Origin of the sequence: Methanothermobacter marburgensis str. Marburg, assembly GCF_000145295.1 — an archaeon.
Classification (GTDB): domain Archaea; phylum Methanobacteriota; class Methanobacteria; order Methanobacteriales; family Methanothermobacteraceae; genus Methanothermobacter; species Methanothermobacter marburgensis.
Map to the genome: position 1 here is coordinate 70,442 of NC_014408.1, position 15,874 is coordinate 86,315.

Annotated in this window: 14 protein-coding genes; 3 read left to right on the forward strand and 11 right to left on the reverse strand. The window is 52.0% G+C overall.

What is annotated here, in order from left to right; genetic code table 11:
- From MTBMA_RS00370 to ala, 7 genes are all read right to left on the reverse strand, one after another.
- Complete coding sequence (locus MTBMA_RS00370) at window positions 1–351, reverse strand: DsrE family protein (protein ID WP_013294913.1); 351 nt, start codon at window positions 349–351, stop codon at window positions 1–3.
- Window positions 352–451: 100 nt separating this feature from the next.
- Window positions 452–1,876 carry a bifunctional metallophosphatase/5'-nucleotidase gene (locus tag MTBMA_RS00375; protein WP_238523372.1) on the reverse strand — a complete coding sequence of 475 codons (1,425 nt, stop codon included), beginning with the start codon at window positions 1,874–1,876 and terminating at the stop codon, window positions 452–454.
- A gap of 46 nt (window positions 1,877–1,922) precedes the next feature.
- On the reverse strand, window positions 1,923–2,714 hold the full coding sequence (locus MTBMA_RS00380; RefSeq protein WP_013294915.1) for an HAD family hydrolase: 792 nt from the start codon (window positions 2,712–2,714) through the stop codon (window positions 1,923–1,925).
- Window positions 2,715–2,831: 117 nt separating this feature from the next.
- On the reverse strand, window positions 2,832–5,477 hold the full coding sequence (locus MTBMA_RS00385; protein ID WP_013294916.1) for a DUF1156 domain-containing protein: 2,646 nt from the start codon (window positions 5,475–5,477) through the stop codon (window positions 2,832–2,834).
- A 115-nt stretch (window positions 5,478–5,592) separates the two neighbouring features.
- Window positions 5,593–6,213: a LysE family transporter gene (locus MTBMA_RS00390; protein WP_013294917.1), complete on the reverse strand. Its 621-nt coding sequence runs from the start codon at window positions 6,211–6,213 to the stop codon at window positions 5,593–5,595.
- A 9-nt stretch (window positions 6,214–6,222) separates the two neighbouring features.
- Window positions 6,223–6,423 carry a hypothetical protein gene (locus tag MTBMA_RS09045; protein ID WP_147671281.1) on the reverse strand — a complete coding sequence of 67 codons (201 nt, stop codon included), beginning with the start codon at window positions 6,421–6,423 and terminating at the stop codon, window positions 6,223–6,225.
- 72 nt (window positions 6,424–6,495) lie between these two features.
- Complete coding sequence (ala, locus tag MTBMA_RS00395) at window positions 6,496–7,488, reverse strand: alanine dehydrogenase (protein WP_013294919.1); 993 nt, start codon at window positions 7,486–7,488, stop codon at window positions 6,496–6,498.
- Between the two features lie 205 nt (window positions 7,489–7,693).
- Between ala and gatA the strand changes: the two genes are divergently transcribed.
- Window positions 7,694–9,049 carry an Asp-tRNA(Asn)/Glu-tRNA(Gln) amidotransferase subunit GatA gene (gene gatA / locus MTBMA_RS00400; RefSeq protein ID WP_013294920.1) on the forward strand — a complete coding sequence of 452 codons (1,356 nt, stop codon included), beginning with the start codon at window positions 7,694–7,696 and terminating at the stop codon, window positions 9,047–9,049.
- Between the two features lie 11 nt (window positions 9,050–9,060).
- The gene (locus tag MTBMA_RS00405; RefSeq protein WP_013294921.1) at window positions 9,061–10,530 is read left to right on the forward strand and encodes an AAA family ATPase; all 1,470 of its coding nucleotides are present in this window, start codon (window positions 9,061–9,063) and stop codon (window positions 10,528–10,530) included.
- 37 nt (window positions 10,531–10,567) lie between these two features.
- Here the strand turns inward: MTBMA_RS00405 and MTBMA_RS00410 are convergent, their stop codons facing one another.
- Genes MTBMA_RS00410 through sepS form a run of 4 tightly spaced genes read right to left on the reverse strand, consistent with a single transcriptional unit; the run spans window position 10,568 to window position 13,997 of the window.
- The gene (locus MTBMA_RS00410) at window positions 10,568–11,296 is read right to left on the reverse strand and encodes an ATPase domain-containing protein (RefSeq protein ID WP_013294922.1); all 729 of its coding nucleotides are present in this window, start codon (window positions 11,294–11,296) and stop codon (window positions 10,568–10,570) included.
- An 11-nt stretch (window positions 11,297–11,307) separates the two neighbouring features.
- On the reverse strand, window positions 11,308–11,982 hold the full coding sequence (gene ribB, locus MTBMA_RS00415; protein WP_013294923.1) for a 3,4-dihydroxy-2-butanone-4-phosphate synthase: 675 nt from the start codon (window positions 11,980–11,982) through the stop codon (window positions 11,308–11,310).
- Between the two features lie 28 nt (window positions 11,983–12,010).
- Entirely contained in the window at window positions 12,011–12,397 is a 387-nt protein-coding gene (locus tag MTBMA_RS00420) for a DUF120 domain-containing protein (protein ID WP_013294924.1), read from the reverse strand.
- 4 nt (window positions 12,398–12,401) lie between these two features.
- On the reverse strand, window positions 12,402–13,997 hold the full coding sequence (gene sepS / locus MTBMA_RS00425) for an O-phosphoserine--tRNA ligase (RefSeq protein ID WP_013294925.1): 1,596 nt from the start codon (window positions 13,995–13,997) through the stop codon (window positions 12,402–12,404).
- Between the two features lie 225 nt (window positions 13,998–14,222).
- On the opposite strand from sepS, the gene tfrA reads away from it, so the two are divergent.
- Window positions 14,223–15,866, forward strand: coding sequence for a fumarate reductase (CoM/CoB) subunit TfrA (gene tfrA / locus MTBMA_RS00430; RefSeq protein WP_013294927.1), 1,644 nt, complete (start codon window positions 14,223–14,225; stop codon window positions 15,864–15,866).
- The last annotated feature ends 8 nt before the right edge of the window (window positions 15,867–15,874 follow it).

Genomic DNA, 15,874 nt, shown 5'->3' on the forward strand with positions numbered 1-15,874 from the left:
TCAGGGTCTTATATAGGCCCATCCATCGCACTGTTTTCTGACAATCTCACCCACACCCGAGGATACGGTATCAACACCCTCAACAAGTTCCCCTGAGGTTATACCCCATGCATTCAGGGTGTTGGAACAGGCAGCAAATCTGACACCATCATCAATGAGCTCACCGATCATATCTGAGTACTCTGAGTCCCTCATGAGGGCGCTGACACCCTTTGAGTACGCCACAACCTCAATCTCAACATTCTGAATGTCGGCCATCAGGTTCCTCACATTGGCAAAAAGCAGCAAAACCCTCTCATCGTCATCCTCATCAAGGTGGAAGACCACACGGTAAATCCTCTCATCACCCATCATGATCACCCGGTTCACAATTACAGTTGAAGACAGTCATACGTGCTATCCCTAATGACTTCAGTACAATATTCACAGGGTATTCATCGCGTGAGGACAATCATACAGGTGTTATCCTACCATCGAGCTCGGCGTCAACAGGGCTGTTCTTCTCAACGTACTCCCTGAGGGCGTCAACGGCCCTTATGTCCATCTCCTCGTGGTTATCACCGTACCGTGATGGCACACCCTGACTGGTGACGTAGACTGCACTGTAGGTTCTATCCGGCTCAAGGGGCTTCCCGTTCACGAATATCTTCTGTACCCGGCTACCGGGCGGGTTTTCTATCTTGAAGTAGATCTCGAGGCCCATGCACCTCTTGAGGTAGCCCCCCATCTGCCTGTAGGGGTCCCTGGAGAATGTGAGCTCAATGTTCTCCTCCATCATCTCCAGGATCTCCCTCCCCAGAAGTTCAACACGTGATACCGGGGGATTAACAGGGATAATGTTCCAGAGGTCCTCAACCCGGATATCTCCAGGGGGTACCGGGGCACCGTAGCGCCATCCATTGGAGAATGCAAGTTCAGAGTCATCCGCATCCATTATTGCCCGGAGGAGAAGGTTGTCCATGGTTGACTCCAGTATGGTGTACCTGTTGAGGTGCGTCCTGGTTGAACCCACGGTGGCCTCAAGGTAGTCCCTGTCCACCTCAACCGCCCTCATGACCATCTCCTCAACATCCTCATTTGACGGACCTCTGACCCTTACAAGTTCGTGTTTGAATTTCTGGACACCACCATCAACCTCAAGGTCAAGGCGTCCAATGAATGAGCCATGGCACCCTGACTGTATTATGATGGTGTCATTGACAATGAAGGGTCTCTCGAGCCTGTTGTGGGTGTGGGCGCTCAGAAGCACGTCTATGCCATCAACATCCGCCGCCAGCTGGCACTCCTGGGGGAAACCCAGATGTGATATGACCACCACCAGGTCGACCCGCTCCTCATCACGGAGCACCTCTATCCAGTAGGGGAGTTCATCACGTCCAAGGGTGAACTCAAGGCCCTCACTGAACCGTGGGGGCATCACCTTATCCACTATATTGGATGCTATCCCCACAACACCCACCTGGAGGTCACCCCTCTCCACTATCTCATATGGTCTAAAAGCAAGGCGTTCTGTACCCTCATGGTAGCAGTTTATTGCAAGAACTGGGTGATTCAGCTTTTCAGATATTTCCATGAATCTTCTGGGTCCATAGGCGAACTCCCAGTGGGCTGTCATGGCATCAAAGCGCATTTCATTGAGTATGGGGATAAGGGCGGCGCCCTCGCTCTTCACGGCATGGTATGTGCCGTGTATGGTGTCACCACAGTCAAATAGTAGTGTGGGTCCTTCTTCACGTATTCCATCCACAAGGCCTGCTATGTGGTGGTAGCCCCCCAGGGTCTCATACCTTATATTTCTGCCCTCCCAGAAGAGTTCCGGGTGGGATTTGAGGTAGCCGTGGGTGTCATTCACCTGCACGATGCAAAGTTCACTCAATATCAGCCCCCCATATTTCAGAATTCTATATCCAGAACCTAGAAATTTAGAATTCTATATCCAGAACCTCCCTTATGTTATCAACAACGTAGTCAGCAGCATCAATCAGCCTCTGAGGAACAGGTTCCCTCTGCTGTAGTGTTAAAACCCCCACGTCAGCCTCCCTCAATGCAAGGATATCGTTGAGGCCGTTACCCACCATCATGACACTGCTGTACCTTCGCTTCAGGTTCTGGATTATCTCTGCCTTCCTCTCGGTGTCAGCGGTGTCAAAGACGTTTTCCTGGGGTATCCTGATGATCCTTGCAAGTTCCCTCAGTGACCCCCTCCGGTCTCCTGATGCAATGTATATGTGGATGTTTCTTTTCCTGAGTTCCTCCACAACCTCCAGGACCTCCGGGAAGAGTTTTCCACCTGCGGTTATTGTGAAGTCAACCATGTTTCTGTCAATGTTGACTATGAAGCCGGATCCACTGCATATCTGTATGTTGTAGTTCTTACTGGAAACGGCATCTATGGTGTCCTGTATGTCCCTGACAGTTGCAGGGTCATCCCTGAGGATATCCAGGATCTCATCAGAGGTAACCGCGGTGTTGGCGTAGCTGACATCGAAGTCTATGCGGTTCCTCTTTATGAACTCATATATGGTCTGGTCGGGTTTTGCGTTTACAATACATGTCGCAGGGTCGGTCTGAAGCACAACAAGGGCCCTTCTATCCCTGTAATCCACTATATCAAGTGAATTCATCCTGTCACATATCTTACCTGTTTTAAGGTTCTTGAGGGCCCTGTACCTTCTTATGAGTGTCCCTGAGTTATCAAAAACAGCTGCCTTCATCAGTGATATTATGTTTTTCACGGTATTAATTAATTATTGGGAGGAGTATGGATTGAAAAAGAAAATTGAGTTTTTAAATGTTTTCCCGATTTGCTCTTGGAAGGTTTTCATCATGGATTAATAATCCCTGAGAGTTTTCTGGCTGGTTTTTTCTTTGATTGTTTTTATCATGGTGTCTCTGTTCACTGTGAGTCCTTCGAGCCACTGTTTTTCCTTGCAGTCTGGCAGGAATTCTATTATGGCCTGGGCTACCCTGTAGAATTTTTCATCGGTTCCGTAGCCGGTTTCAAGGAGCAGGTCTTGGAGTTCTTCTCTCCTGCCCTGGCTCCAGAGTCTGGCTGCGAGGTGGAGTGCGTCTATGAGTTCTGTGGTGTCATGGTCCTCACCCCTCTTGTCGGGGCCGAGGACTGTGACCTTACCCCTCTGTATCCTTATGAATCCGGTCCTGGTGTTCTGGAGGTCTATGCCGAGGCTGCCTGCGAGTTTTCTGGCCTCGTCGAAGTCCACGCTGGAGTTTCCGAAGTTCCACCGGTAGAAGAGGTAGAACCTTGTGAGGGATGAGAGTCCCTCGGCGAATCCATTATCCAGTATCCTCCTTATGGCGAAATCCGCGGCAACCGCGCGTATATCATCCAGTAACCGGGAACCCCTGACAATCTCGCCATTGTACTTGAGAATCTCACTGTACTTCCCTATAACCTCCAGGCCGGCCCCTATGGCCGCGATGAAAAAGTCCGGGCCACTTATACCCTCACCCCACAGGTAATCCAGCTTCTCACCCAGGACCTCCTTCAACTCACCCAGAACCTCCTCATAATAACCGGTGCTCTTCTCAAAATCAGGCTTACGGGCTACAATATAAATAGAGGAGGCAAGGGCCGCTGAACCCTGGGCACGCATACGCGCCCTCATCTCAGTGAATATGGGCCACGACGCGGTCACCACTAGACCAGAGTCAAGGATGGAGTTTATAACGGTTTCCCAGCCATGGGTGGTCTTATGGGCATAGACGATATTGGCTATGCCACCTGGCCTGAGGACACGGTGTATCTCCCTGAATGAGTCCCTGAGCATGGACTCGAACTCCTCCCGGGCCTCATCCATACTCTTATCATTGGTGTAGGCCACCATCTCACCCCTCTTAGGCGTGAGGGGTGTCATGAAAAGATCCGGGTAAAGATCACCCAGGGCCCTCTTCAACCACACATAAAAGAAATCCGAAAGATACGAATACGGCACATTATCATAATACGGAGGATCAGTGAAAACCGCATCAAAATAGTCATCGTCAAAAGGAAGAGAAACTGCAGAACCTTGAAAAACATGGGGAACAAGACCAGAGATTTTTAAAAAAGACTTAAAAATTTTTTCTAACGCATTTAAAGTATATGAAAACTGTTTTTTCCAACCTTGAACTCCTTTTATGACATTAGTTTCAGCATAATCCCAAACCATTGGCAAAGCTTGCCTGCCAAATGTGTGTTCTTGTTTCTCAGCTATGTTGTTCCATATAGAGAGAGAACCATTTCTATCAGCTATCCTGTCCAATCCCAATCCCAGATAGCTTACTACAGCCTTTGAGTAGTCCTCTTCGTATCCTTCTTTTAGCATTTCTTGGTGTGCTTGCCGGATTTTCTCAGTGAATGTGATGAGGGCAAGTTTCTGCCGGGCATTGAAAAGATCACCCCATGTCTTCATATCATATCTCTGTATCCTGAAACCCAGAGTCCCCACAGGAGGTAACTCCTCATCCGGGACTGGGTCTATTCCCCACTGGTCCATGAGTTCATCTCTTTTCTTTTCCAGGTATTCCTGGGCTTCCATGCAGGCTTCCAGATCCCTTTCTGTTGCGAGGCGGTAGGTTTTACCCCTCCTCTGGGGGTGTGTGAGTGCCACGGCGATGAGCCTCTCACCCGCCTTACCCTCCTGGAACAGACGCCTGGTATCAGCGCCAGGTATGGTTGAACCGCAGACAGGACAGGTCACAATGGCCCTTGAAATGGTCCCCCTGGAGGGGTCAAAGTCAGGGTCCTCCACAATCTCAAATTCCACACCCGCACCTGTAACCACAGGTTTGAGGGCTATTTTCCTGTTCTTTTTCCTGGCGAGCCAGTACTGTCTCATGAGTGGTACCTCTGCCCCGCAGTCAGGGTTCTGGCAGGGAAGTGTCCTGGCCCAGATGTAAGCCGCCGGGATTGAACCATCATCATCCTCCGGGTAGAAACGTGAAAGCTCCTCCCTGGCCTCCCTGAGGACCCATTCACCCCACCTCTTAACATCCCTCAGAAGCCTGGATTCACTGTCAGACCAGGAATCACTGGCCCCGTACCTCTGGGGGTACTCAAGTGTGCACTTCTGGATGAGGACAGCCACCGGGTTGAGATCCATACTGTAGGTTTCACACCCCAGACGGAGGGCCTCAAGGGGTATGCTGCCACCACCACCAAAGGGGTCCAGCACACGGGGCGGCCGACCATTATACTCCCTTATATCCCTCCGGGCCCTCTCAATCATCCCCTGATTCAAACTGTTCTCCCACTCACTCAACTCCTCAATGAACCTCTTAACCCGGACCTCCTCCAGTTCATCACCCGCAGTTGGGATCAGACTGGCGTAGATGGTGGCCCGGCTGCTTGCAAGGGGCCGGCGGGCCCACCAGATATGAAGCGTGGAAATATGACCATGCCTTATATTCTTCTCACGGGCAGAATTCTCACTCACCCTCGCAACAGGAAAAGTCCTCTCAATAAACCTCTCATCCATAAAACAATCCTCCACATGGTTCCGCAGAACTGGATGATCGCATTAACAACAGTTCATCCTGGTTTATTCTGGGCATGATACATATTGGAGGGCATAGCTATTAAATTAGCTGTCATCAGAAAATGACTGCAAGTCCTCCAGTGAGGAAGTAGAGTCCTGCAAGCAAAATAAAACCGTTACATGCCACCATAACTGCCCTGTAAATCCTTCCACCTGTATCAAAGGATCCTCTGGATGATAGAAAGGATACCAGGCTGTACCAGGCCAGGTCGGATGACCAGTGACCCACAAGGAAACCTGCAAGTCCAGCAGCACCTGCAAGTTCAAGTCCACTGTACATGAGGGCGGCCCCAACAGCACCCCACCATATAAAGAAGTAGGGGTTGGAAAAACTTATCACAGCTCCCCTGAGGACAGATCCCCCTGCTGGAATATCCCCGGATGATTCGTCCCCGGACCTCAGACCCCTGATGCCGGTCCAGATGAGGACGGAGCCACCTGCAATCCCAATGAATGAGGATGCGGACTCTGATGAGAGGAGGTAGCCCATACCCATGAATATCAGGACAACCAGGATGGCCTCACCCAGGATGTGGCCTGTGACAAGGAGGGGCCCTGCCCTGAAACCCCCCTGAATGGAGTCCGAGACCGTGACAGTGAGAAGGGGGCCAGGGGCCATTGCCCCTGAGAGGCCTATTATGAAGGATGTTACGGTAAATAGGATGACACTGAGCATTCTTTCAGCCTAATTGTACCTGTTAAGTATCTTCATGATCTCAGTGAGGTGACGATCAATCTCCTCTATCTCATCCTTCCTGAGGGCCCGGGTCCTCCCGAGTATCCTTATCCTCTCAAACACATGGTCCATCCTTACGAGGAGTTCATGCATTGATGTCCTGGTGGGGTACATGATATCACAGCTCCGGTAACTAACTGTGTTCACCATCCTATATAGCATCTTTTCCTGGGGGCAGTGAAGGACCAAACCCCGCGGATCAGAGTTTTGCAGTATCTTTTCTCACCCCTGCAGGTCAACCTCCAGGCCCTTGCCTGACTCAGCAGCCCTCTCATAGACCATCCAGGCTGTTGTAACGTCCTGCAGGGAGAGTCCGGTTGAATCAAATACTGTTATATCCTTACCTGATCTTCTACCCTCAATTTTACCTGTTATTACATCCCCTATTGTCCCCTGGAGGTCCTCTTCTGTGATAAGGCCCTCACTGAGGGGTACGTTTATCTCTCCGCTGTGGGATGCCTGTTCCCAGCTGTCATAGAAGACCCTCCCCTTTTTGAGTATGAGGGGGTCCAGTTCCTGCTTTCCAGGGGCATCTGCCCCCATGGCACATATGTGGGTCCCGGGTGTTATCCAGTCAGCCTTCACCAGGGGCTTCCTTGAGGGGGTGGCAGTTACAACTATGTCCCTCCCCTCCACAGCCTCCCTGATATCCAGGGCAGGTTTGACCCTGAACCCATAGACCTCAGAGGCCTTCCTTGCGAATTTTTCTCGCTGGGAAGGTGTCCTGCAGTAAACGCAGGCCTCCTCAAGGTCTGCGACCCTGCTGATGGCCATCAGCTGTGTCCAGGCCTGTCTCCCGGCACCCACCATCCCCAGTGTTGAGGCCTCCCGATCTGCAAGGTACTTCACGGAGACCCCGCCGGCTGCCCCGGTCCTCATATCGGTTATATATGTTCCATCCATGAGTGCAAGGGGGAACCCGGTCCTTGGGTCGACAAGCTCTATGACAGCCATGACCGTTGGGAGGGAATGTTCACGGGGATTTGAGGGGTGGACATTCACGCACTTAACACCCGCCATTTCAAGTTCCTCAAGGTAGGAGGGCATCACCCTGAGGTCCCCATCGTGTTTCCTGAAGAATAGGTACATCTTGGGGGGCATCTGGACACGGCCAAGGGCATCCTGGACAAAGGCGTTCTCAACAGCCTTCAGACAGTCATCCATGGTCAGAAGACCCTCAACATCACTTTTTTTGAGTATAATGGTTTTCTCCATCACTTCACCCTTTCCATCCATTCCATATCCTAGATCTTGGTCATCTTCACATTTATTAATGTTGAAAATGAAATTAAACCCAGATAATAGGGTGACCGGGCACCTGCAGATACCTCAGGATAACCATCATGGAAAGCCAGGGGCCCTCAAATGCAGCTCTTCAGGATAATAGGTTTACTCAATGATAGGATACGGGTGTTTGGAAATGGAAATCATGGATAAGGTTGAAATGATTAAGGATCATGGCATGACCGCATCAGAGAACCTTGAAAGGTTCATCAGGACAATAAGGGCAAAAAATGATGACGTAAACGCATTTATAGAGGTCAGGGAGGAGGAGGCCTTCCAGAGGGCTGAGGAGATAGACTCAAGGATAGCCTCGGGGGAGAGGACAGGTAAACTCGCAGGTCTGGTTATAGGTGTTAAGAGCAACATCAACGTGGAGGGATTCACGGTATCCGCAGCATCCAGGACCCTTGAGAACTACACTGGAAGCTACGATGCAACCGTCATAAGGCGCATAAAGGAAGAGGATGGGATAATAATCGGCATGACCAATATGGACGAATTCGCAGCTGGAAGTTCAACAGAGACCTCATTCTTCGGCCCCACAGACAACCCCTCTGCACCTGGAAGGATACCCGGTGGTTCCAGTGGGGGAAGCGCCGCTGCCGTTGCAGCCGGGATGTGCGACATTGCACTGGGATCAGATACAGGGGGATCCATAAGGAACCCGGCCTCTCACTGTGGTGTCATGGGGTTCAAGCCGACCTATGGGCTGGTTTCAAGGCAGGGGCTCCTTGACCTTGCCATGAGCTTCGACCAGATAGGGCCCCTTGCAGCTGACGTATCCGGCCTTCAGCTGACCCTTGAGGTGATATCAGGCCAGGACCCCACCGACCCAACAACCATTGCAGAGGACCAGGAACTCGGCGTGGATCGGGAACTCAAGGATATTCGCTTCGGTGTCGTGAAGGAGTTCCTTGAGGTCACCGATGACTCAATAGATGCTGCCATCCAGAGGAAACTTGACCTGATAGGGGATGAGGGGGCTGAGATAGTGGAACTTGATTTTGGCTACATCGACCTCTGCCTCCCAACCTATTACCTCATAAACTATGTTGAGTTCTTCTCAGCCACAAGGAAGTACGATGGCAGGAAGTATGGCCACAGGATAGAGGACGTATGCGGCCCTGAGGTGCTCAGGAGGATACACATGGGCTCCTACATCAGCCAGAAGGAACTATCTGGTAAATACTACAGGAGGGCCCTCCAGGCAAGGTCACTCATAAGGAGGGAGATAGAGGGTCTCCTGAAGGACGTGGACATCATACTGGGCCCCACAGTCCCGAAACTCCCCCACAGGCTTGGAGAGGAACTTGAACCAATGGAGATGTATGCATACGATGTACTCACGGTCATAGCCAACCTTGCAGGTATCCCCGCTGCAAGCATGCCTGCAGGCGACGTTGATGGGGTCCCTGTGGGCCTGCAGCTCCAGGCAAAGCCAGGGGACGATGGAATGATACTCTCTGCAATGAGGGGTATAGCCTCCCTTTAGAGTGAGTTTACATGAGGATTGGACTCGCATACCTGAGGGGCTCTGTACCGGCCTTTGAGGATTTCGGATTTCTACCCACCGACCTGGTTAAGGAGAATGGCCTCGTAAATGGTGAGAGGGCCCACAGGGTCCTGGATGGCATCATAATACCCGGTGGGAGCATAGTTGAGTCAGGGAGTCTATCAGAGGACCTTGGATCAGAGATAAGGAAAATGGCTGCCGAGGGAAAATTTGTCCTCGGCATCTGCTCAGGGTTCCAGGCACTGGCAGAGAGGACGGATATAGGGAGAAAATCGCCCTGCCCCATATACAGGGAGGGTCTGGGGCTCCTGAATGTATCATTCCACCCCATGATAAGCAACGACCGTGTGGAGGCCCTTGTCACCGGGGAGTCATTCCTCACCTCAGGTTTAACCGGTGAGAGGGTAACCGGTTTTCACTGCCACACCTACGGTGAGATAAGGGGGGACGCTCCTGAGATAATGCGCTCCATAATAAGGAGGGCCGATTACAGGGACAGGAGGCTTGAGGTAACCTCGGGTGTCTGCAGTGACGATGGAAACGTCGCAGGCACCATGGTCCACGGGGCACTGGATGAGAACCCCGCCCTTGTGGAGAACATACTGGAGTTTCTGGGCGCCGGTGAGGATGCAAGGGAGAGGATAATGGAGAAGAACAGGGAACTCAGAAAAACCCTGAGGTCAGAGATAGGCGTGGGAACAGGTATAAACGTTGAGGAAAGAGGAAGCGAGACCAGGAATACCCCGCCGGCAATCATGATAGCATCCACGGGCTCGGATGCAGGGAAGACCTTCATAGTCACCGGCCTTGCAGGGGCCCTCAGGAAGAGAGGTCTCAGGGTGGGGGTCATGAAGGTGGGCCCTGATGTCAGGGACATAGTACCGGCCCTCTACCTCATAAAGGAGCCCATGGAGGAACACTCCTCCATAAGGATAGGGCACCTAGGCTGGATGGACCTTGAGGATGCCCTGGAATCGGTGAGGGGAAGGTATGATATAATACTGATCGAGGGTGTTATGAGCATATTAACAGGGCTCCTCAATGAAACCGTGCCCTACTCCGGGGCCGAAATCGCACTTGCAGCGGGGATACCCGTTATAATGGTGGCCGGCTGCAGCAGGGGCGGGGTGGAGTCTGCGGCCGTTGACCTGGAAGCCCATATAAGTGTCCTTGAGAGGCTCGGGGTTGAGGTCCCCCATGCCATCCTCAACAGGGTCTATGACATGGATATATTTGAGAGGGCCTCAGGGGGGAGGTACCTTTCTCTGCCCCGGGTTAGGATGAGCATGAGGGGCGGCACCCCCGAGGTTGAGATAAAACTTGAGGACTTCTGCATGAGGGCCATGGAGGCTGTTGAGGAGAACCTTGACGTGGATCTTCTAATATCTGAAGCAGCAGAACCAGAATTCAGGGGATACACTGACCTTGAGGAGATAATGAGAAGATTCAGGAAAAATTAGATTAATTTTTATTTGATACAAAAAATAGTGGTGGGGGTTAAATTTCAAGGTCCTCCTCAGGGATCTCCTCCCCCTCTGTTATTGTTATACCCTCCTCTCCGCCTATTTCATAGGTGAGGAACTGGAGGGGTGTTTTGGTGCTTCTCATCTTAACTATGTCCATTATACGCTCCCTTCGACCTGTGTAGGGGTTCTCCCTCCTGCCGAGCTTTATGGCACCATAGACCGAGAAGAGGGCAAGTTCATTGAATTCCTTGGAGGTTGCGCTGTCAAGTATTATGACAGAGGTTATACCCCTCTGCTTGAGCTCATATACCAGGAGGTCAAACTGGTTCCTGAACTCATATGCTGTTAACTTGGCTGTGTAGCCCCCCAGACTGTCTATCACAACCACCTCAGCCTCAGGGGGGATGTCGTGTATTATCTTGGTGAAGTTGCCCTTCATTGGGTCCATGTCCATGCTGAGCTCGGCCTCTGTTATCCTGGCCCTTATACCGGTCAGTTCAATGAAATTGAGGAGTCCCCTCTCCTCAAGTTCCTGGGTGTTCCAGCCAAAGGAGTTTGCCTGGATGTGGAGGTCGTTGGCGTCCTCCTCGGCTGTGATATAGACCGTGTTGTATCCCTCCATGCAGCTGCTTATTGCAAAACGCAATCCAAAGATTGTCTTCCCGCATCCTGGTTCCCCGGTTATGAGGACGGATCTGCCCATGGGGAAGCCGCCTATTGTGTCATCAAGTCCACTGATTCCTATCTTCAGCCTATCCATAAGAAACACCTCTAAGATCTGAATTCCATGTATGAGTCAATGAGGTCTGCTCCGCTCATGAATATGAGGTCGTGTTCCTCCGCATATTTCATGGCATCATCCGTTGAAAGCGCATTACCGGTCCTGTCATCCATCATCTCACAGCAGACCGCAACTCCCTCAAGTCCAGCCATCTCCATGAGTGCTATGCTCATCTCGGTGTGGCCCCTCCTCCTGGTCACATGGCCATCAGCGGCCCTCAGGAGGGTGACATGGCCCGGTGACCTGAAAAGATCCCCGAACTCATGGTGTTTTTTGTTTTTACAGAGCTCTGCAAGCTCCCTTATGGTCAGGGCCCTGTCATTGTCAGTTATTCCTGTAAATGTCCTCCGGTGGTTCACTGTTATGGAAAAAGCCGACTTTTCATCGTAGGGTATATCGTGGGGTGAGAGCCTGCTGAGTACCGGGTAGCGGCCTGAGGCCTCATTCATTATATCGGTCATGTAGGGTATCCCGAGACTTTCTGAGTTCTCCCAGGATACAGGTACACAGATGAGGCCACCTGCATCGTTCCTCATGACCCTGATATGGTCAGGGGTTGTTTTTTCAGCAGCAACAATCATATCTGTTTCCCGTTCACGGTTGTCCGCGTCGAATACAAGAACCATTTCTCCCTTTCTGAGTGCTTTAAGGGCTTCCTGAATCATATGATCACGACTCTGTTGTATCACTCAATTAATCTGATGATTCATCATCCATTATCTTTAGGCTAACAGTATCTCCATCTCTTAATTTAAGGGTTTTTCTGAGGTTTACAGGGGCAACAAATTCAAGGCACACATCCCTGTGATGGGTTTTAACAGGGAACAGAAGGGCGCCATCAACCTCATTGTTCAGCACGGCCCTCACATAGAGCACATCCCCGAAACCGCCACCACCATGTATTTTATCAGCCTTAAGGCGCAGTTCTCTGACGATTTCAGGGTTACCGGTTTCTATGTTAAGGGTGCCTGGGAATGGCTCGAAACCCAGTTTCTCCCTGAACTGTTCAAGGTAGACGTCCCTTGTCATGAAGTATGCGCCCTCACCGAAACCTGAACTGACCCTTCCGGTTATTATCATCCTCTCACTCCAGCATGCCCCTTACAGTTGAGAAGAGGGGGCCCCTCAGGTCTATCTCACGGTTTCTGCTCGTTATGTACCTCATGGCCACATCATCCAGGATGAGGTTCAGGTCAGAGAGGGACCTTGCTATCGTGCTCCTCACCTCAACCTCATCGGCGCCACTTACAGCCATCTCCTCCACCCTGTAGGCGGCCTCGGCTGCAAGGGCATCCATGTAGGTTATCCCTGTGTTGAGGCCATCCCGCCGGGCGCTGGCTATGAGTTCGTTGTCCAGTTCCGTCCCGGGCGGAACACCCAGTATGTTGCCATCGTGGATGTAGATGGTGTTCCAGACCGCAGGTCCGAGGAGCCGTGTGTTCTCCTCATCCTCAACTGCCTCCACCCTGATCCTCCTGCCAAGGAATTCCCCACTGTAAACCTCAAAGCTGCAGGGTGACTCTGCATCCGCATGGGCCCTCCAGGTTTCAATTATCCTCTCCATGAGCATCCTGCCATCTGAGGTTACAGGGTGGAGGTTTATCCTGAGCATGCCGGCGATGTCCCTGTCGGTGAGCCTCCAGGGTCCATGGATCTGGGGGTAGACCATCTCCCGGACGTCATCCACCTGGTTGAGTATCATGGCCACACGCTCAACACCCACCCCAAGGTTCATGACCTCCTCGTCTATACCGTACATTGAGAGTGCTATGGGGGAGTATAACCCGAAGGTTGCAATCTCAACCCAGTCCCTGAGGCCCGGGTGGTAGGCGTAGACCTCTGTCTGGGTCCCGGGAATGTAGTACTTGGATTTCTTCTCATCAGGCAGAAACTTGAACCTTGAGAAGCCGAAGTGCTCAAGCAGGCCCTCGGCCACTGCCTTCCCAACGTCGAGGGGAACCTCATCATCCACAACGACGCATGAGGCTGAGTGATAGGTCATGAGGTGACTTGAATCCTCCCTCTGTTCCCTCCTGAAGCAGCGGTCAATTGAGAATAGTTTCAGGGGGAGGGGGTACCTGTCATGTATGTTCTGCAGGGATATGAACCACCCGGAGGTCATATGGGACCTCAGGGTTGTCCTACCTGCAACTGGTTTGAGGTCCCTTATCTCAGGGAACACCCTCTCGATGATCCTCAGGGCGTCATGGCTTTCAACCTCAAGGGCCCCGGATACCTCAAGGACGAGGTCGTCCCCTGAGATGTCACCCTTCTTGTAGGACCTGAAGACCTCCTTGAGGCCCTGGATCCTGTCCTCTGTCACCTCAACTCCCATTTCCTCTATCATCCGGATCTTATCAAGGCCAAGGCCTATGTCTGGCCTTGGAAGCCCCCCCAGGTAGAAGCACCTGTCGAGGACCGCCGGGGCCTCGGGGCCGAACTGCCTGTATATGTGTTCCTCGTCTATGAATACCGGGTTCACCATCTCACTGAAACCCAGCCGGAGGTAGGCCTCCCTTATCATCCAGATGGTGTCATAGAGGACGTGGGATTTTCCCACACCAAACCTCAGGCGTGGATACTGCAGGTCATGGTGGGGCTTTTTAAGGAGCTTCCCGCTCTCAAGCCATGCCCTCTCAAAGTCCCTCCTTGATAGTTTAACAATATCCTTCTTCTTCAAATGGAACCCCCGTGATCTTTATGGTATATGTAATCGGGATCATCAGTGTGATGAGCCGGGTTATCACCCCTCAGGAGATGCTTCTGTTAAATTGGCCAGTGAAGGCACCTTCAGTTTTCCCATCGTCACCTTCAAGGGGGAAGGGTGATCTTTCACTTCCCATATTCATCACCTTAACATATTGACTGCCAAACCTTATAATAATGAATGTTGAAAATAATCTCCATGGAAAGCGAGCTTTACGAATGTGATGTTCTCATAATAGGCTCAGGTGGAGCCGGCTGCAGGGCAGCAATTGAGGTTTCTGAACACAAACTGACACCAATAATAGTTTCAAAGGGTTTATCATTCAAATCAGGATGCACAGGAATGGCTGAGGGCGGATACAACGCCGCATTCGCATGTGTTGATCCAGAGGACAGTCCCGATGTTCACTTTGAGGATACAATGAGGGGTGGGGGATTCATCAACGACCCCAGACTTGTCCGTATACTTGTGGACGAGGCCCCTGACAGGCTGAGGGACCTTGAAGAATATGGCGCACTCTTTGACCGCCAGGAGTCAGGCCTCCTGGATCAGAGGCCCTTCGGAGGCCAGACCTACAGGAGGACATGCTACCATGGGGACAGGACAGGCCATGAGATGATCACGGCCCTCAAGGAGGAGGTTATAAGGAGGGACATAGAGACCATCGATGAGGTGATGATAACCTCACTCCTTGTTGAGGATGGCAGCGTCCTTGGCGCCATGGGCGTATCCATCATGAATTCAGAGCCCGTGGCCTTCAGGGCCTCATCCACCATACTGGCATCAGGAGGGGCAGGCCACATATACCCTGTGACCTCCAACACCATGCAGAAGGGTGGTGATGGCTTTGCAATCGCCTGGAAGGCGGGGGCTGACCTCATAGACATGGAACAGGTCCAGTTCCACCCCACAGGCATGGTCTACCCTGAGTCACGGAGGGGGGTCCTTGTGACGGAGGCCGTGAGGGGTGAGGGCGGCATACTCCTCAACAGTGAGGGTGAACGGTTCATGGGCCGCTATGACCCCCGCGGGGAACTTGCAACAAGGGACGTGGTTGCAAGGGCCATCTACACCGAGATAATGGAGGGTCGGGGAACCGAGAACGGCGGCGTCTACCTCGATGTGAGCCACCTCCCTGATGAGGTTATAGAGGAGAAACTTGAGACCATGCTACTCCAGTTCCTGGATGTGGGCGTGGATATAAGGTCCGAGCCAATGGAGGTTGCACCCACAGCACACCACTTCATGGGGGGTGTAAGGATAGATGAGTGGGGCAGGACCAATCTCAAGAACCTCTTCGCAGCAGGTGAGGTTTCAGGAGGCGTACATGGTGCCAACAGGCTCGGAGGAAATGCCCTGGCCGATACCCAGGTATTCGGAAGGAGGGCGGGCATATCGGCTGCAAAAAACGCCATGAGTTCATCCAGGAGACATGTCAGGTCACTCATTGAGGAGGAGGAACAGAGGATAAAGGACATGGTCCGCGATGGATCCATAAGGCCGGCTGAGATAAGGGATGAACTCCACGAGGCGATGTGGAGTGATGTTGCAATTGTGAGGAGCCGGAGGTCACTTGAATCTGCCATGTCCAGGATTTCCACGCTGATGGATAAACTGGGAGACCTTGATGTCCCTGAAACAGGAGGATTTAACAGCAACCTCCTGGAGGCCCTTGAACTTGAGAACATGCTCATAACAGCCTCACTGGTGACCCGCTCAGCCCTTATAAGGGAGGAGAGCAGGGGATCCCACTACCGGGAGGATTTCCCGGAAACACGCCCGGAATGGAAAAGGAGCATATTACTAAACAGGAAGATGGAGCCTCAGTTCATAGGGAGATGAGCAGGTAA